Annotated in this window: 10 protein-coding genes and 2 pseudogenes; 8 read left to right on the top strand and 4 right to left on the bottom strand. The window is 71.2% G+C overall.

Annotation, left to right across the window (positions count from 1 at the left end; genetic code table 11):
* Nucleotides 1-285 (top strand): annotated as a pseudogene (locus AB0O48_RS30125) (hypothetical protein); the annotation flags it as partial.
* A gap of 782 nt (nt 286-1,067) precedes the next feature.
* On the top strand, nt 1,068-1,487 hold the full coding sequence (locus AB0O48_RS30120; RefSeq protein WP_357573037.1) for a protein-tyrosine phosphatase family protein: 420 nt from the start codon (nt 1,068-1,070) through the stop codon (nt 1,485-1,487).
* Nucleotides 1,488-1,511: 24 nt separating this feature from the next.
* Here AB0O48_RS30120 and AB0O48_RS30115 read toward each other — a convergent pair whose 3' ends face one another.
* Entirely contained in the window at nt 1,512-3,806 is a 2,295-nt protein-coding gene (locus AB0O48_RS30115; RefSeq protein ID WP_357239460.1) for an excinuclease ABC subunit UvrA, read from the bottom strand.
* Between the two features lie 165 nt (nt 3,807-3,971).
* Between AB0O48_RS30115 and AB0O48_RS30110 the strand changes: the two genes are divergently transcribed.
* The 3 genes from AB0O48_RS30110 to AB0O48_RS30100 all read left to right on the top strand — a co-directional run bounded on the left by AB0O48_RS30110 (nt 3,972) and on the right by AB0O48_RS30100 (nt 6,885).
* Nucleotides 3,972-4,700 (top strand): MerR family transcriptional regulator, encoded by a 729-nt coding sequence (locus AB0O48_RS30110; RefSeq protein WP_357573036.1) that lies wholly within the window; start codon nt 3,972-3,974, stop codon nt 4,698-4,700.
* Between the two features lie 44 nt (nt 4,701-4,744).
* Entirely contained in the window at nt 4,745-5,953 is a 1,209-nt protein-coding gene (locus AB0O48_RS30105; protein ID WP_365069334.1) for a D-alanyl-D-alanine carboxypeptidase, read from the top strand.
* A gap of 104 nt (nt 5,954-6,057) precedes the next feature.
* The gene (locus AB0O48_RS30100) at nt 6,058-6,885 is read left to right on the top strand and encodes a peptidylprolyl isomerase (protein WP_365069333.1); all 828 of its coding nucleotides are present in this window, start codon (nt 6,058-6,060) and stop codon (nt 6,883-6,885) included.
* Nucleotides 6,886-7,016: 131 nt separating this feature from the next.
* On the opposite strand, the gene AB0O48_RS30095 is transcribed toward AB0O48_RS30100, so the two are convergent.
* Entirely contained in the window at nt 7,017-8,051 is a 1,035-nt protein-coding gene (locus AB0O48_RS30095) for a LacI family DNA-binding transcriptional regulator (protein WP_357239448.1), read from the bottom strand.
* A gap of 183 nt (nt 8,052-8,234) precedes the next feature.
* Between AB0O48_RS30095 and AB0O48_RS30090 the strand changes: the two are divergent.
* Together AB0O48_RS30090 and AB0O48_RS30085 are read left to right on the top strand one after the other, a co-directional pair.
* Nucleotides 8,235-9,203, top strand: a pseudogene (locus tag AB0O48_RS30090) (acetylxylan esterase).
* A gap of 80 nt (nt 9,204-9,283) precedes the next feature.
* A complete protein-coding gene (locus AB0O48_RS30085) occupies nt 9,284-10,147 on the top strand; it encodes a M15 family metallopeptidase (protein ID WP_365069332.1) in 864 nt (287 codons plus the stop codon).
* Between the two features lie 139 nt (nt 10,148-10,286).
* On the opposite strand, the gene AB0O48_RS30080 is transcribed toward AB0O48_RS30085, so the two are convergent.
* Together AB0O48_RS30080 and AB0O48_RS30075 are read right to left on the bottom strand one after the other, a co-directional pair.
* Nucleotides 10,287-12,035 carry a cellulose binding domain-containing protein gene (locus AB0O48_RS30080; protein ID WP_365069331.1) on the bottom strand — a complete coding sequence of 583 codons (1,749 nt, stop codon included), beginning with the start codon at nt 12,033-12,035 and terminating at the stop codon, nt 10,287-10,289.
* A 291-nt stretch (nt 12,036-12,326) separates the two neighbouring features.
* A complete protein-coding gene (locus tag AB0O48_RS30075; protein WP_365069330.1) occupies nt 12,327-13,514 on the bottom strand; it encodes a spore photoproduct lyase family protein in 1,188 nt (395 codons plus the stop codon).
* A 199-nt stretch (nt 13,515-13,713) separates the two neighbouring features.
* On the opposite strand from AB0O48_RS30075, the gene AB0O48_RS30070 reads away from it, so the two are divergent.
* On the top strand, nt 13,714-14,982 hold the full coding sequence (locus AB0O48_RS30070; RefSeq protein WP_365069341.1) for an RICIN domain-containing protein: 1,269 nt from the start codon (nt 13,714-13,716) through the stop codon (nt 14,980-14,982).
* Nucleotides 14,983-14,996: the final 14 nt, after the last annotated feature.

The following is a 14,996-nucleotide window of genomic DNA, read 5'->3' as shown; positions in this document are numbered from 1 at the left end:
GAGTCGAAGCTGGACAACCTGGGCCACCTGGGTGACATGAACGACCACGACTCGCTGGGCCTGTTCCAGCAGCGCCCGTCCAGTGGTTGGGGTACCCCGGAGCAGATCACCGACCCGGCCTACTCGACGAGGGCGTTCCTCAAGGGCCTCAAGCAGGTCGACGGGTGGCAGGACATGCCGTTGACCGAGGCCGCGCAGACCGTGCAGGTGTCCGCCTACCCCGACGCCTACGCCCAGTGGGAGCAGCAGGCCGCCGACCTGGTCGCCCAGTACTGGAACAGCTGACACCAGCACCACCGCACCAGCACGACACCGACCGCTGGCCGGTCGGGGCTCCGCGCTGACCACCGCACTGGCCGCGTCCCGCTCCGCCGAGATCGAACGCGGCTGAGCGGTGAGGTGCCCGACGCACCTCTCGGGCGTGCCAGGGAGTTGATTGCCCGGCCTGATCGGTGGTTGTCCGGAGATCTTGGACAGTTTCCGTTCGCGCGAAACGGTAACTGTCCAAGATCTCGCCGACCGCCGACCGCCGACCGCCACTGCGCGACCGTCCACCGATCGTGCTCGATCCTGGTTGTAGTCCCCTCGGTCGGCAACGGTGGCCACTACAACCAGGATCGAGCACGATCTTGTAAGCAAGGGCAAGGGCAAGGGCAAGGGCAAGGGCAAGGGCAAGGGCAAGGGCAAGGGCAAGGGCAAGGGCAAGGGGCACGCGACTACCGCCGCGCGACCGCCCGCCGTGACCGCGACTGCCACCGCGACCGTTACCCCCCCACGCACCGTCGCGTCCGCTCCGCCGCCGTCACCGTCGTGTGGCGGCTTGGCGGTGGGTATGGGCGTGGGAACATCGTGGGGATCCGGCTGGTTGTGCAGGGTGTCGGTGTGACTCAGTGTCCCCGGGCCTCACCTAATATCGCCTTCGCGGAATACCGTTCGGCTGGAGCCGCGTCGCGCCACTCGCCGCGAGGCGACCTGCACACCGACACCAGCGCCGCCCCCGGTCCACAGGGCCGGGGGCGGCGCTGTCTGTGCCCACCTGTCGGTCCGGCAGCGGCATAATCGCTCGGGTGACCGGTTCTCAGCCCTGGCCCGAGCAATCTGGTTTGCTCGTACTCCCCAGCGGGGTGACGGTACGCGGGCGCCGCGTCGCCACGGTGACGTCGCCCGCCGACTTCGCACTGCTGTTGGCGCCCGGTCCGGCTCCGGCGTGGCCGTACCGGCGGATCCGGTGGCCCGATTTCTGGGTGCCGACGGATCGGGCGGATGCCCTCGATGCGCTGCGGGCGGCGTTGCGGCGCGCCCATGACGGTGCGCGCGTCGAGGTGGCCTGTCGGGGTGGGGTGGGGCGGACCGGTACCGCGCTGGCCGCGTTGGCGATTCTCGACGGCCTGCCGGCCGAGCGGGCGGTGTCGTGGGTCCGGGAGGGTTACCACCCCAAGGCGGTGGAGACGCCCTGGCAGCGGCGCTGGCTGCGCCGCGTGGTCTGACCTGCACCGCCCGCCCCTGGGCGCCTACCCCTGTCGGGTCACCGCCGGTTCGTTGACGTACTCGCGCAGGTGGGTGGCGGTCAGCGTGTCCCCACGGGCGACCAGGTCGGCGGGCGTGCCGGTGAAGACGATCCGGCCGCCGTCGTGGCCGGCGCCCGGCCCCAGGTCGATGAGCCAGTCGGCGTGGGCCATGACGGCCTGGTGGTGCTCGATGACGATCACGGTGTTGCCGGCGTCGACCATCCGATCGAGCAGGGCGAGCAGTTGGTCCACGTCGGCCAGGTGCAGGCCGGTGGTGGGTTCGTCCAGCACGTAGGTGGTGGTCTTCTCCGCCAGGTGGATGGCGAGCTTGAGTCGTTGCCGTTCCCCGCCGGACAGGGTGGTCAACGGCTGGCCGAGGCTGAGGTAGCCCAGCCCGACGTCGACCAGCCGGCCGAGGATGAGGTGCGCCGGACCACCCGGGAAGAACGCGTACGCCTCGGTGACCGACATGGCCAGCACCTCGCTGATGTTCTTGCCGCGCAACGTGTACGTGAGCACCTCGTCGGTGAAGCGTCGACCCTCGCAGCGTTCGCAGACGCTGGCGACGCCGGCCATCATCGCCAGGTCCGTGTAGATCAGCCCGATTCCCTTGCAGGCCGGGCAGGCACCCTCGGAGTTGGCGCTGAACAGGGCCGCCTTGACGCCGTTGGCCTTGGCGAAGGCGGTACGGATCGGGTCGAGTAGCCCGCTGTAGGTGGCCGGGTTGCTGCGCCGGGACCCGCGGATGGGGGACTGGTCGACGATGACCACCCCGGACCGGCCGCGCAGCGACCCGTGGATCAGTGAACTCTTGCCGGAGCCGGCCACGCCGGTGACCACGGTGAGCACGCCGAGCGGGAGGTCCACGTCCACGTCGCGCAGGTTGTGCAGGTCGGCCTGGCGGATGGCGAGCTGCCCGGTGGGTTGGCGTACCTGGCCGCGCAGGGTCACCCGGTGGTCCAGGTGCCGACCGGTGAGGGTGTCGGAGCGGCGCAGCGCGGGCACGTCGCCGGTGAAGCAGATCCGGCCGCCGTCGGTGCCGGCACCCGGCCCGAGGTCGACGACGTGGTCGGCGATGGCGATGGTCTCCGGCTTGTGCTCGACCACCAGCACCGTGTTGCCCTTGTCGCGCAGTCGCAGTAGCAGGTCGTTCATCCGGGCGATGTCGTGCGGGTGCAGGCCGACGGTGGGTTCGTCGAAGACGTAGGTGACGTCGGAGAGGCTGGAGCCGAGGTGCCGGACCATCTTGACCCGTTGCGCCTCACCGCCGGAGAGGGTGGCCGACTCCCGGTCCAGGCTGAGATAGCCCAGACCGATCTCGACCAGGGAGTCCAGCAGGTCACGCAGGTTGGCGATCAGTGGTGCGACCCCCGGGTCGTCGATGCCGCGCACGACCGTCGCCAGGTCGCTGATCTGCATCGCCGAGCAGTCGGCGATGGTGCGTCCGGCGATCCGCGACGACAGGGCCGCCGCGTTGAGTCGGGTGCCGCCGCAGTCGCCGCAGGTGGTGAAGGTGACCGCCCGGTCGACGAATGCGCGGATGTGCGGTTGCATCGACTCGCGGTCCTTGGCCAGGTAGAGACGCTTGACCTTGACCACCAGGCCCTCGTACGTCCAGTTGTTGCTGCCCACCTTGATCTTCGTGGACGGCTTGTGGAGGAAGTCCTCCCACTGTTGCGGGGTGAAGTCCTGGAGTTTGACGTCCGGGTCGAACAGGCCGGAGCCGGCCATCGTCTGCCAGTACCAGGAGTCGACGGCGAAGTTCGGCACGGTGATGGCGCCGTCGTTGAGGGAGCGCTCGACGTCCACCAGTTCGTTGATGTCTAGGTCGGAGACGCGGCCCAGCCCCTCGCAGGTGGGGCACATGCCCTCGGGCAGGTTGAAGCTGAACGCCCCGGCACCGCCGATGGACGGCTGGCCGAGCCTGCTGAAGAGGATCCGCAGCATGGCGTACGCGTCGGTGGCGGTGCCGACGGTGGAGCGGGAGTTGACGCCCATCCGCTCCTGGTCGACGACGATGGCCGCGCTGAGGTTGCGCAGCGAGTCGACGTCCGGTCGGTTGAGGTTCGGCATGAACGACTGGAGAAACGCGCTGTAGGTCTCATTGATCATGCGCTGGGACTCGGCGGCGATGGTGCCGAAGACCAGCGACGACTTGCCCGAGCCCGAGACGCCGGTGAAGACGGTCAACCGGCGTTTGGGGATGTCGACCGAGACGTCGGCGAGATTGTTCTCCCGCGCCCCGCGTACCTCGATCATGTCGTGGCTGTCGGCGGCGGACCATGCTGGCTGCGACATGCGAACCCTTCACGGAGTCGTGGCGGGACTGTGCCCCGCCGATGCTGGCGGGTTCCATTGTCTCATTCATCCCCATGTAGAGACTTTCGTGGAGAACCAAGCGCAGGAGGCAGCAGCACGTCCGGGAAAGTCTCAAATCACGTCGTAAGCGGTACGGTGGCTCGCGTGGACGTCTCCCCGAAGGATCGACTCCGGGCCGTGGACCTGGCGGCCACCGTCGGGATCTCGGTGCAGCAGGTGCGCAACTACGTCGAGCAGGGTGTGCTGCCCCCGGCGCGGCGGACCGAGAGCGGCTACCGGATCTTCACGACCGCGCATGCCCGGGCGCTGAGCGTCGCGCGACGGCTGGCCGAGGGGCACGGCTGGAGTCGCGCCCGGGAGATCATGGCGGCGGTGCATCGGGGTGACCTGCCGGCGGCCCTGGCCGCGCTCGACGGCGGTCACGCCGAGCTGGACCGGGAACGCGCCGAGATCCGCCGGGTGCTCGGCGCCTTCGTGACCGTGCTGGCCAGCCCACCGTTGGCGCGGCCCGCACCACGCCGCGCCGCCCGCATCGGCGAGGTCGCCGCCCTGGTCGGGGTGCGAACCTCCCAGCTCCGGCTCTGGGAGCAGCGCGAGCTGCTGCGCCCGAGTCGCGCTCCGGGCACCAACTACCGGGTGTACGACGAGGTGGAACTACGCGCCGCGCAGGTCATCGCGTTGCTGCGCCGAGGCGCGTACCCGTTCGAGATCATCGAGGCGGTGCTGGAGGAACTGCGGACCACCGGCAGCCCCCAGCGCGTCCGCGCCGAACTGGCCCGCCGCGAGCAGGACCTGCACATTCGCAGCCTGCGCCGGCTGCGGGGCACGGCCGCCCTGCACGACTACCTGCGCGGTGGCGGCGAGGCGGGTTGACCGACCCGTCCCACCGAGCGATCTTGTTGGCTAGGGTCGGGCACATGAGAGCTGCGCTGCTGGCGGCCACGGCGTCCGCCATCCTGCTCGCTCCCGCGCCGGTCGCCGCCGCGGGAGCGTCCGCCGGGGCAACCGTGCGGTGCCCGCGGGTGCCGGCCCCGGCGGTGTCCCGCCCGCCCCGCCCCGCACCCCCGCCCGCCGTTCCCGCGCAGCGGGTGGTCGGCGGCGCGGCCCTGGACACGACCGGCCTGGTCGTGCCGGCCGGCGCCCCCGCGCCACCGGCGATCACCGCCACGTCGTGGCTGGTCGCCGACCTGGACAGCGGCCAGGTGCTCGGCGGGTGCGGCCCACACGAGTACGGCACCCCGGCCAGCGTGCAGAAGCTCCTGTTGGCGGCCACGATGCTGCCTCGGTTGGACCCGAAGCAGACGGTGACCGTCACCGAGGACGACATGCACATCGAGCCCGGCTCCTCCGCCGTGGGACTCGTCGCGGGCGGTCGGTACACCATCGAGACTATCTGGCTCGGGCTGCTGCTCAACTCCGGCAACGAGGCCGCCAACGCGCTGGCCCGGCTCGGCAGCGGGACGGACAGCGCCGCCGGCGTACGCGCGATGAACGAGCAGGCCCACCACCTGGGCGCGCTGCAGACCCACGCGGTCACCCCGTCGGGGCTGGACGGCAAGGGGCAGTTCACCAGCGCGTACGACCTGGCGCTGATCGCCCGGGCCTGCTTCGCCGACCCGACCTTCCGCCGGTACGCGCTGACCGAGCAGACGCAGATTCCCACCCAGCCGGCGCAGCGCACCAAGGGTTTCCAGATCCAGAACGAGAACCAACTCATCTACCGGTACCCGGGCGCGCTCGGCGGCAAGACCGGCTTCACCGACCTGGCCCGGCACACCTACGTGGGCGCCGCCGAACGCAACGGCCGACGGCTGGTGGTCACCCTGTTGGGTGCCGAACCGGCGCCGAAGCGCGGCTGGGAGCAGGGCGCGGCCCTGCTGGACTGGGGTTTCACGCTGCCCCGGGACGCGTCCGTCGGCCGGCTGGTCGAGCCGGGCGAACTGACCGCCACGCCGTCGGCGGCGCCGTCCGCGCTGGCCGCACCCGGTGCGCCCCGGCCGGCGGCGGCCAGCGGACCCGCGCGTACCGGCTCGGGATGGTTGTGGTCGGTGACCGCGGTGAGTGGCGCGGGGGTGCTGGCGCTGTTGGGCGGGCTGCTGTGGCGGCGTCGCCGTCGGCTGCCCTGAGCCGCTGACTGGCCGGAGCCGCTGACTGCCCGGGCGGATCGACATCGGGTGCCGGTGTCCATAGACTCCGGTCTTTCTGGCACCACGAGTCCAGGAGGATCACCGTGTCGAGTGAACTCGAACCGCACCGCGGCGTGGCGGCACCCCGCCGGCCGGTGCACGTCCTGTCCCGCCTCGCGGGGGTGACCGCGCTCGCCGGGGCGCTCGTCGTCGGGGCGTCCCCGAGCGCGGTCGCCGCGCCCGCCGCCGCCGAGGGCGCTTCCACCGCCGCGGACGCCGCCACCCGACCGCCGCGCACCACCCACGGCCCGTGCGGGTACACCGAGACACCCGACGAGCCCGCGGCCCGGCCAGTGCCGCTGCCGCCCGACCCACGGCGCACCCCGGCCCGGGGCAGTGTCCGGGTGACCCTGTCGACCAACCACGGACCGATCGGGCTGACGCTGGACCGGGCCGCCGCACCGTGCACCGTACAGAGCTTCCTGCACCTGGTCGGCAAGCGTTTCTACGACCGCACCCCGTGCCACCGGCTCACCGCGTACCCGACGCTGAGCGTGCTGCAGTGCGGTGACCCGTCGGGCACCGGCGAGGGCGGCCCGGGCTACCGGTACCGCGACGAACTGCCGACCGACCTGCCGCCGGCGCCCACCGACCCGACCGGGGAACGCCGGGTGTACGCCCGGGGCGTGCTGGCGATGGCCAACGCGGGGCCGGACACCAACGGCAGCCAGTTCTTCCTGGTCTACGCCAACTCGGCGCTGCGCCCCAACTACACGATCTTCGGCGAGGTCGACGCGGCCGGGTTGGCCACCCTGGACCGGATCGCGGCCGGGGGAGTGGCGCCGACCGCCGAGGACCCGGCACCGGTCGACGGCGCGCCCGCGCTGCCGGTGACCATTCGCAAGGCCGTCCGCGCGCACCACCACCACTGAGCACGCGGCGCGGTGGGCGGCACTCGGCCGCTCACCGCGCCAGCGGAAGCGCCAGCCGGGTCAGCCCGGCGACCGAAATTCTCGGAAGCGGATCGGAACTGGTCCGACCGGTTACCGACCCAGTTCCGGCCTCACGACGGGCCGGGCGACCCGGACGGCGGGGCGGTGCTGTCGCGGACGACAAGTTCCGTGGCGAGTTCCACACGTGGCGAGTCGATGCCCTCACCCTGGGCCAGGCGCAGCACGGTCCGGGCCGCCAACCGTCCCATCTCGACCAACGGCTGCCGCACCGTGGTCAGCGGTGGCGATGCCCAGCGGGCCTCCGGCAGGTCGTCGAAGCCGACGACGCTCACGTCGTCCGGCACCCGCAGCCCGCGCCGCCGGATGGCCTCGTAGACGCCGAAGGCCATCTGGTCACTCGCGGCGAAGATGCCGGTCGGCGGGTCGGCGAGGTCGAGCAGCGCGGTCGCGCCGGAGAACCCGGAGGCGTGGTAGAAGTCGCCCGGGTAGATCAGCTCGTCGTCCACCGGCACTCCGGCGCTCTCCAACCCGGCCCGGTAACCGTCGAGCCGCGCCCGGCTGCACAGCAGGTGCGTCGGCCCCGCCACCAGGCCGATGCGCCGGTGCCCGATCGCCAGCAGGTGCTCGGTCGCGGCCATTCCGCCGGCCCAGTTGGTGGCACCGATCGTCGGCACGTCCATGGCCGGGACACCGGCCGGGTCGACGACCACCACCGGCACGTTGAGGCGGCGCAGTTGCGCGTGCAGCGGCGGGCTGAGGTGCGAGGTCACGAAGATGACCCCGTCGGTGGCCCGGGTGCGCAGGTTCTGCAGCCACTGCCGGGCGGCGGTGGGCTGCCGGTGGATCGCGGAGACCACCGTGCCGACTCCCGCGCCGTGCCCGACATCCTCCACGCCGCGGATGATTTCCACGGCCCAGGGGCTGTCCAGGTCGTTGAAGACCAGGTCGACGAGGCCGGCGCGGCGAACGCTGCGGCTGGTGCGTCGCCGGTAGCCGTGGTGGCGCAGCAACTCCTCGACCCGCTCCCGGGTGTCCGGTGCTACATCGGAGCGACCGTTGAGGACCCGTGACACGGTCGGCACCGACACCCCGGCTTCCCGTGCGATCGCGGTGATGGTCACCCTGCGTCCGTCGTCCGCGCCCACCCGCGTCTCCTTCACCGTGCCGGAAGAACGACCACGAGACGTCGTCAACCGAGGATCCCGGAACGGTGTGCCCGTTCCACGCGTCATCTTGCCTCACCGACGGGGGTTGACGACATGCCAGGTCGGTTCTAGCGTTCGGCGAAGTTACGGAATCTTTCCGGAACTTCGTCGACCGGGGACGGCATGTACACCGATCTACCTGAGGAACAGCTGCGGGACTACCGCGGCGTCGTCACGGAGCCGGCGGACTTCGACGACTTCTGGGCCGACACCCTGACCGAGGCCCGGCGTGCCGGCTGGCCGGTGCGGGCCGAGCCGGTCGCGACCGAGTTGGACAGCATCGACGTGTTCGACGTGACCTTCGCGGGTTTCGCCGGCCAGTCCGTGCGGGCCTGGCTGCGGGTGCCCCGCGGCGCCGACACGGCGTTGCCGACGGTGGTCCAGTTCGCCGGCTACGGCGGCGGGCGCGGGCACCCGCTGGAGAACCTGCTCTGGGCCGCCGCCGGGTTCGCGCACCTGCAGATGGACACCCGGGGGCAGGGCTCGGGCTGGAGCCGGGGCGACACCCCGGACCTCGGCGCGGCCGGGCCGGAGGCGCCCGGCGTCACCACCCGGGGCATCGCCGATCCGAAGACCTAATACTACCGGCGGCTGATCACCGACGCCGTCCGGGCGGTGGACGCCGTCCGGACCCTGCCGCTCGTCGATCCGACCCGGGTGGCGGTGCTCGGGCACAGCCAGGGCGGAGGGCTGGCGCTCGCGGCCGGCGCGTTGGCACCCGGGGTACGGGCGGTGGTCGCGTTCGTGCCGTTCCTCTGCGACATTCCGCGCGCGGTGGTGACCACCGCCGCCCGCCCCTACCGGGAGATCCGCGACTACCTGGCGATCCACCGGTACGCCGAGGAGCGGGTGCTGACCACCCTCGCGTACGTCGACGGGGTCAACTTCGCCCGCCGCTGCCGCCGTCCGGCGCGGTACTCGGTGGCGTTGATGGACGAGATCGTCCCGCCGTCGACGGTCTATGCGGCGGCCAACGCCCACGCCGGGCCGAGCGAGTTGGCGGTGTGGCGCTACAACGGCCACGAGGCCGGCGGGATCGACGACGACGAGTCGGCGCTGGTCTTCCTGCGCGCACACCTGACCGAGAGCTGACCGGGCCACGTGCCGAGCGGGGCCGACCCGGAACGGGTGCATCCGGCCCGCGCCGCCGGCCCGGCTGATAGACAGGAGAGGTGGGTCACCGGATCGCCGTCGCGCTCGTGGTCGCCGTGCTGCTCGGCGGTTGCTCGCGGCCGGAGCCCCGCCCCGCGCCGGCCGCGCCCCCGTCGACGCCGGTGAGTCCCACCCCCCGGCCCACCTCCGCGACGCCCACCCCCGCGACGTCCAGCTCCGCGGCCGCCCGGCTGCCCGGATTCGTGGACCTGAGTGACGTCGACCCGCGCATCCACGCCGACATCCGCTACGCCACGGCGCACAACTTCGTGGGCCGCCCGATCGCCGGTTACCCGGAGCCGCTGTGCCTGCTCACCCGGCAGGCCGCCGAGGCGCTGCGCCGGGTGCAGGACGCCGCCCTGGCCGGCGGGCACAGCCTCAAGGTGTACGACTGCTACCGCCCGCAGCCGGCGGTGGACGACTTCGTCGCCTGGTCGAAGCGCCCCGGCGAGCAGCAGACCAAGGCCGAGTTCTACCCGGACCTGGCCAAGGATCGGCTCTTCGCCGAGGGCTACATCGGGGCGCCCACCGCGCACAGCCGGGGCAGCACCATGGACCTGACGCTTGTGGACGACCCCGCCGCCGACCAGCCCGCGTACCGGCGTGGGCAGCCGCTCGTCGCCTGCACCGCGCCCCCGGGGCGGCGCTTCGCCGACAACAGCGTCGACATGGGTACGGGCTTCGACTGCTTCGACTCCCGGGCGCACACCGCCGACCCCCGCATCACCGGGACGGCGCGAGACAACCGGCGGTTGTTGCAGCGGCTGATGACCGACGCCGGCTTCGTCAACTACGACCGTGAGTGGTGGCACTACAGCCTGCGCGACGAGCCGTACCCGGACACGTTCTTCGCCGCGCCGGTCGCCCGCTCGTCGGTCGGCTGATGCGCCGCCGTCCGGCACGCGCGTTGGCTGACCCGGCCGGTCGATACCGCGTCCGCTCCGACCGGGGGCGGCCGGTGGGGCGTGTGGGTGCGGATCCGCGATCCAACACCCACACGCCCACCTACGGGCGGTGCGGCCCTCAGAGGGTGAACACGAGCGTGGAGATGCTGCGGGCGGCGACGTTGATGGTGGCCTGACCGCCGTTGACGCTTGTCGGTTGGCTGGCCGCGTTGGCGTTCTGCGAGGTGAGGTAGTGCTCGGCCCGCGTGACGTTCTGCGGCGCCTGGACCACGGCGTTGGTGACCGCGCTGTTCGAGCGGTTGAGGATCACCAGGGTGACCTTGCCGTCGCCCTGGTAGGCGGTCACCTCCAGGGGCGAGGCCTTGGAGCTCTTGGTCAGGGCGACCCGCTGGTAGCCGGGGCGGACGTACTTGGCGTACTGCGAGAACGCGTACCCGCGCTTGAGCGGAGCGCCCGCGACGGTGCCGAACGCCGACTCACCGTCGCCGATGAAGGAGTAGTAGCGCTTGCCGTACCACCAGATGTAGGCGCTCCAGTTCGCCTCCATCGACCGGTGCACGGTGCGCATGATGTCGTCGAGCGTCTCGTTCCAGACCGTGCCGTTGGCGGGGTTGCCCCAGATGTTGGAGCCGCCACCGTCGGCGGCGTGCAGGTTCCACTCGGTCATCCACACCGGCTTGTTGTACTGCGCGGCCAGGGGATACGGCTTGAGCCGGCCGGACTCCTCGGTGCCGTACAGGTGCCCGCCGATGTAGCCGATGTTGTTGCGGGCGGTGGTGTCGTTCAGGGTCGGATCGGTGAAGTTGTAGTTGAGGTTGACCGCCTCGGCGACCATCAGCTTGGTGTTCTGCACCTTCGTGCCCTGGTCCCGGACGAAATTGCGCAGCTCGGTGCCGCTCCAGTCCATCGAGTCGTAATCCGGGTGCCAGTCCGGCTCGTTCTGCACCGAGGTGACGTCGATGTTCACGCCCTGGCCACGCATGTACTGCACGTAGCTGTTCAGATGGTTCGCGTAGTCGTCGTAGTAGTCGGTCCTCAGCTTGCCGCCGTTGACCCGGCTGTTGTTCGTCTTCCACGCCGCCGGTGCGGTCCACGGCGAGGCGAGGATCTTCACGTTCGACCCGTACGACTCCGCCGTCTTCAGCGAGTCCACGTGCGTCGCCCACTCGCTGGACACCGGCGACAGGCCGGTCCGCACGATGGACAGCCCCAACTGGTTGGCGCCCAGCCCGACGAGCGTCTGGGTGTCCGTCGTCGACCAGGCGCTACCCCAGATCGACTGCGCGGCCCCGAACCCGTCGACTGTCTGGTATCTGGTCGCGCTGTTCACCGTGATGTCCGCCGGCCCGTTCGGCGGCGGAGTGGTCGGCGGTGGGGTCGTCGGCGGTGGGGTGGTTGGTGGCGGGGTCGTCGGCGGTGCGCTGGTCGGCGGTGGCGTGGTCGGTGCCGGTTCGCCGGTGCAGGCCACCCCGTTGAGCGTGAAGCTGGCCGGCGCGGGGTTGCTGCCGGTCCACGAGCCGTTGAAGCCGAACGAGACGGTGCCGTTGGTGGCGATCGCCCCGTTGTAACTGACGTTCCTGGCGGTGACCGCCGCGCCGCTCTGGGTCAGTGTCGTGTTCCACGCCTGCGTGACGGTCTGGCCGGCGCTGTAGGACCAGGCCAACGTCCAGATGCTGACCGGATCACCGAGATTGGTGATGGCGACGTTGGCGCCGAACCCGCCCTGCCACTGCGACGACACGCTGTAATCCACCGAACAGCCAGCGGCCGCTGCCCCGGCCGGCATCGCCACGGCGATCGCCGTCGATGCCACAAGCACCGCGCCGGCGGACACCGCGGCGGCCCGGATAACTCTGGGTCTTCTCATGGACCATTCTCCTGATGATCGGGGGCGTGAACACGCGAAGTGCCGCGTTGCCATGACAGATCGCTGTCGGGCCACGCCGCCACCGTGGCCAGGACAGCGGTGCGGCACAGTGTGAGCGCTAACAGGTGCTGCCCATCGCACCCGACACCACATCGCTCAATGCCCCGCTGGCGGCCGAGCTCCCGACGGCACGCCTACCTACACCCGCATCGACTGTGGTGGATGAGAAGGTTGCCGTCAAGCGACGACGGCGAGGTTCGCGAAAGTTTTCCGAAACATGCCGGGGACGGCTCAGGTCCAGTAGAGGATCCGGCAGGCCGGCACCCGCGAGGCGAGCTCGGCGGTGAACCAGCCGCGCAGCTCGGCCATGGTGTCGCGCGGGTAGACGTACTTCACCGCGCCGAACTTGCCGTGTTTGCGGCTGCGCGACTCCTCGTCCATCTCCAGCCGGGTGCGCGGGTACCAGCCCAGCAGCACCTCCTTGCTGCCCGGGGTGAACCGGTGGGTGATCAGCTCGGCGGTCAGGTCCAGCTCCGGCACCCCGTCGACCGCCGCGCGGACCTGGTCGAGCAACTCGCCGTAGCTTTCCCGCCAGTCGGGCAGCGCGATGATCGGGGCGATGGTCAGCCCGACCGGGTAGCCGTCGAGCGCGAGCCGGCGCAGCGCGGCCAGCCGCTCCGGCACCCGGGCGGTGCCGCCCTCGAACCGTTCACTCACCGGTGCGCAGTTGACGCTGAACCGGACCCGGGTACGGCCGGCGTGCGGCAGCCCGACGAAGGTGTCCACGTCGGCGTACTTGGTGGTCCAGCGCAGTTGCACGGGCGCGTCCCAGGCGGCGAAGTGCTGCACCGCCCGCCGCCAACTGCCGGTGAGGTGCTCCAGCGCGAGCGGGTCGGTGTAGCAGGACGCCTCGAAGGTGGTGCCCTCGTCGGCGCGTCGCGCGTTGCGGCTGGTCACCGTCCCACGCCCGGCGTACGCGGCCAGCCCGGCCAGGATGTCGTCGAGATCCGCGTACACCCGGGTCACCGGCGGGCCGGACAGCGAACCGGCGAGGTAGCAGTACTGGCAGTGCGCCGGGCAGCCCTCGGCGAGGTCGACCCGCCAGTCGGCGCTGGGCGCGATGGGTTGCAGGGTGCGCCGCGAGGGTGGGCTGACCACGATCGCCATGGTGGCCTTCGCCCGCGCGTACGTCTCCCGGTCGGTTTGTCCGCGTACCCCGGTGAGCCGGTTGGCTCGCAGGTGTTCCACCTCGATGCCCTGTGCCTGCACCAGCTCGACGATCCGCTGGCCGTGCGGGTGCTCCAGCGCGGCCGGGGTGGCCACCACCCGGCGCGGGGTCCAGCGGCGGGCCGGCCGGGCCGCGGGTGCGAGCCCGGCGAGGTCACGGGTCGGCACCCACTCGCCGCTGGCGTCGTGCGGCGCGGCGGGCAGGTCGACGGCGAGGGGCGTGTCGACGTCGACGGCGTCCGGGCTGGTCATCGGGCCGGAGTACCCGCTGGCACCGGAATCCCACCCGTTCAGCCGACCCATGATTGACGCCGCCGGTGCCACCGCATAACCTTTCGTCTATCTGTAAACCTTGTGAACAGATGCAGGTCGACGCGGCGGCGCGCGTCCCCACCGAAGGGACGATCAGGTGATCGCAGAACTCTCCTCCCGTACCAGACGAATCTTGTCGGTGTTCGTCGCTCTGCTGGTCGCGCTGAGCGCCGGCCTGGCGGTCAACTCCTCGCGGTCCGCGCAGGCCGCGCCGACGTTCAAGGTCCTGGCCTTCTACAACGGCACCTGGGACGCCGCGCACATCGACTTCGTCCGGGACGCCCGGGCCTGGTTCCCGCAGGCCGCCGCGCAGCACGGCTTCTCCTGGGAGGCCACCAACAACTGGGGTCTGCTGAACACCGCGAACCTGGCCCAGTACAAGGTGGTCATGTTCCTGGACGACGCGCCGCCCACCGCGCAGCGGGCCGCGTTCCAGCAGTACATGCAGAACGGCGGGGCGTGGTTCGGCTTCCACGTCAGCGCGTGGACCGACAACCCGTCGAGCTGGAGCTGGTACTACAACACCTTCCTCGGCACCGGCTCGTTTCAGACCAACACCTGGGGACCCACCCGGGTCACCATGCGCGCCGACAATCGCACCCACCCGGCCACCCGGAACCTCCCGGCGACCTTCCCGTCGTCGATCAGCGAGTGGTACTCCTGGAGCAACGACCTGCGGCAGAACCCGAACATCGACATCCTCGCCTCGGTCGACGCGTCCAGCTTCCCGGTCGGCACCGACCCCAACCAGTCCTGGTACGGCGGGTACTACCCGCTGGTGTGGAGCAACCGGCAGTACAAGATGCTCTACGCCAACTTCGGGCACAACGCCATGAACTACAGCACCAACACCGGGCTGTCGTCGACGTTCGACAGCGCGCAGCAGAACCAGCTGCTGATCGACGGGCTGCACTGGCTCGCCGGCGCCGGCACCACCACCCCGACCACGCCTCCGCCGACCGGCGGCACGATCTCACCGACCGCCTGGCACACGGTGGTCAACCGGGGCAACGGCAAGTGCGTGGACGCGCGCGCCGCCGCCAGCGCGAACGGCACGGCCATCCAGCAGTACGCCTGCAACGGCAGCGCCGCGCAGCAGTACCAGTTCGCGCCGACCAGCGGCGGCTACCTGCGGGTCAACAACCGCACCAACGCCGCCCAGGTGCTCGACGTGACCGACCGGTCGACAGCCGACTCGGCGCCGATCCAGCTCTGGTCCTACAGCGGTGGCAACAACCAGCAGTGGCGTGCCGAATCGGAGGGCGGCGGCTACTACCGCCTGGTCAACCGGCAAAGCGGCAAGTGCCTCGACGTGCCGGGAGCGTCCACGGCGGACAGCGTCCAACTCATCCAATACACCTGCAACGGCACCGCCGCGCAGTCCTTCCGGTTGGTGCCGCAGTCCTAGCTGCCCGGCCCGAC

This window comes from Micromonospora sp. NPDC085948 (assembly GCF_040686315.1).
Classification (GTDB): Bacteria; Actinomycetota; Actinomycetes; order Mycobacteriales; family Micromonosporaceae; genus Micromonospora.
Note: the sequence above shows the minus strand (reverse complement) of the source record. Positions and strands in the feature narration are given on the sequence as shown.

What these genes read in the sequence shown, in the direction of transcription:
- AB0O48_RS30115 (WP_357239460.1), bottom strand. Translation starts at nt 3,806, where the DNA reads ATGTCGCAGCCAGCATGGTCCGCCGCCGACAGCCACGACATGATCGAG.
- AB0O48_RS30105 (WP_365069334.1), top strand. Translation starts at nt 4,745, where the DNA reads ATGAGAGCTGCGCTGCTGGCGGCCACGGCGTCCGCCATCCTGCTCGCT.
- AB0O48_RS30080 (WP_365069331.1), bottom strand. Translation starts at nt 12,035, where the DNA reads ATGAGAAGACCCAGAGTTATCCGGGCCGCCGCGGTGTCCGCCGGCGCG.
- AB0O48_RS30075 (WP_365069330.1), bottom strand. Translation starts at nt 13,514, where the DNA reads ATGACCAGCCCGGACGCCGTCGACGTCGACACGCCCCTCGCCGTCGAC.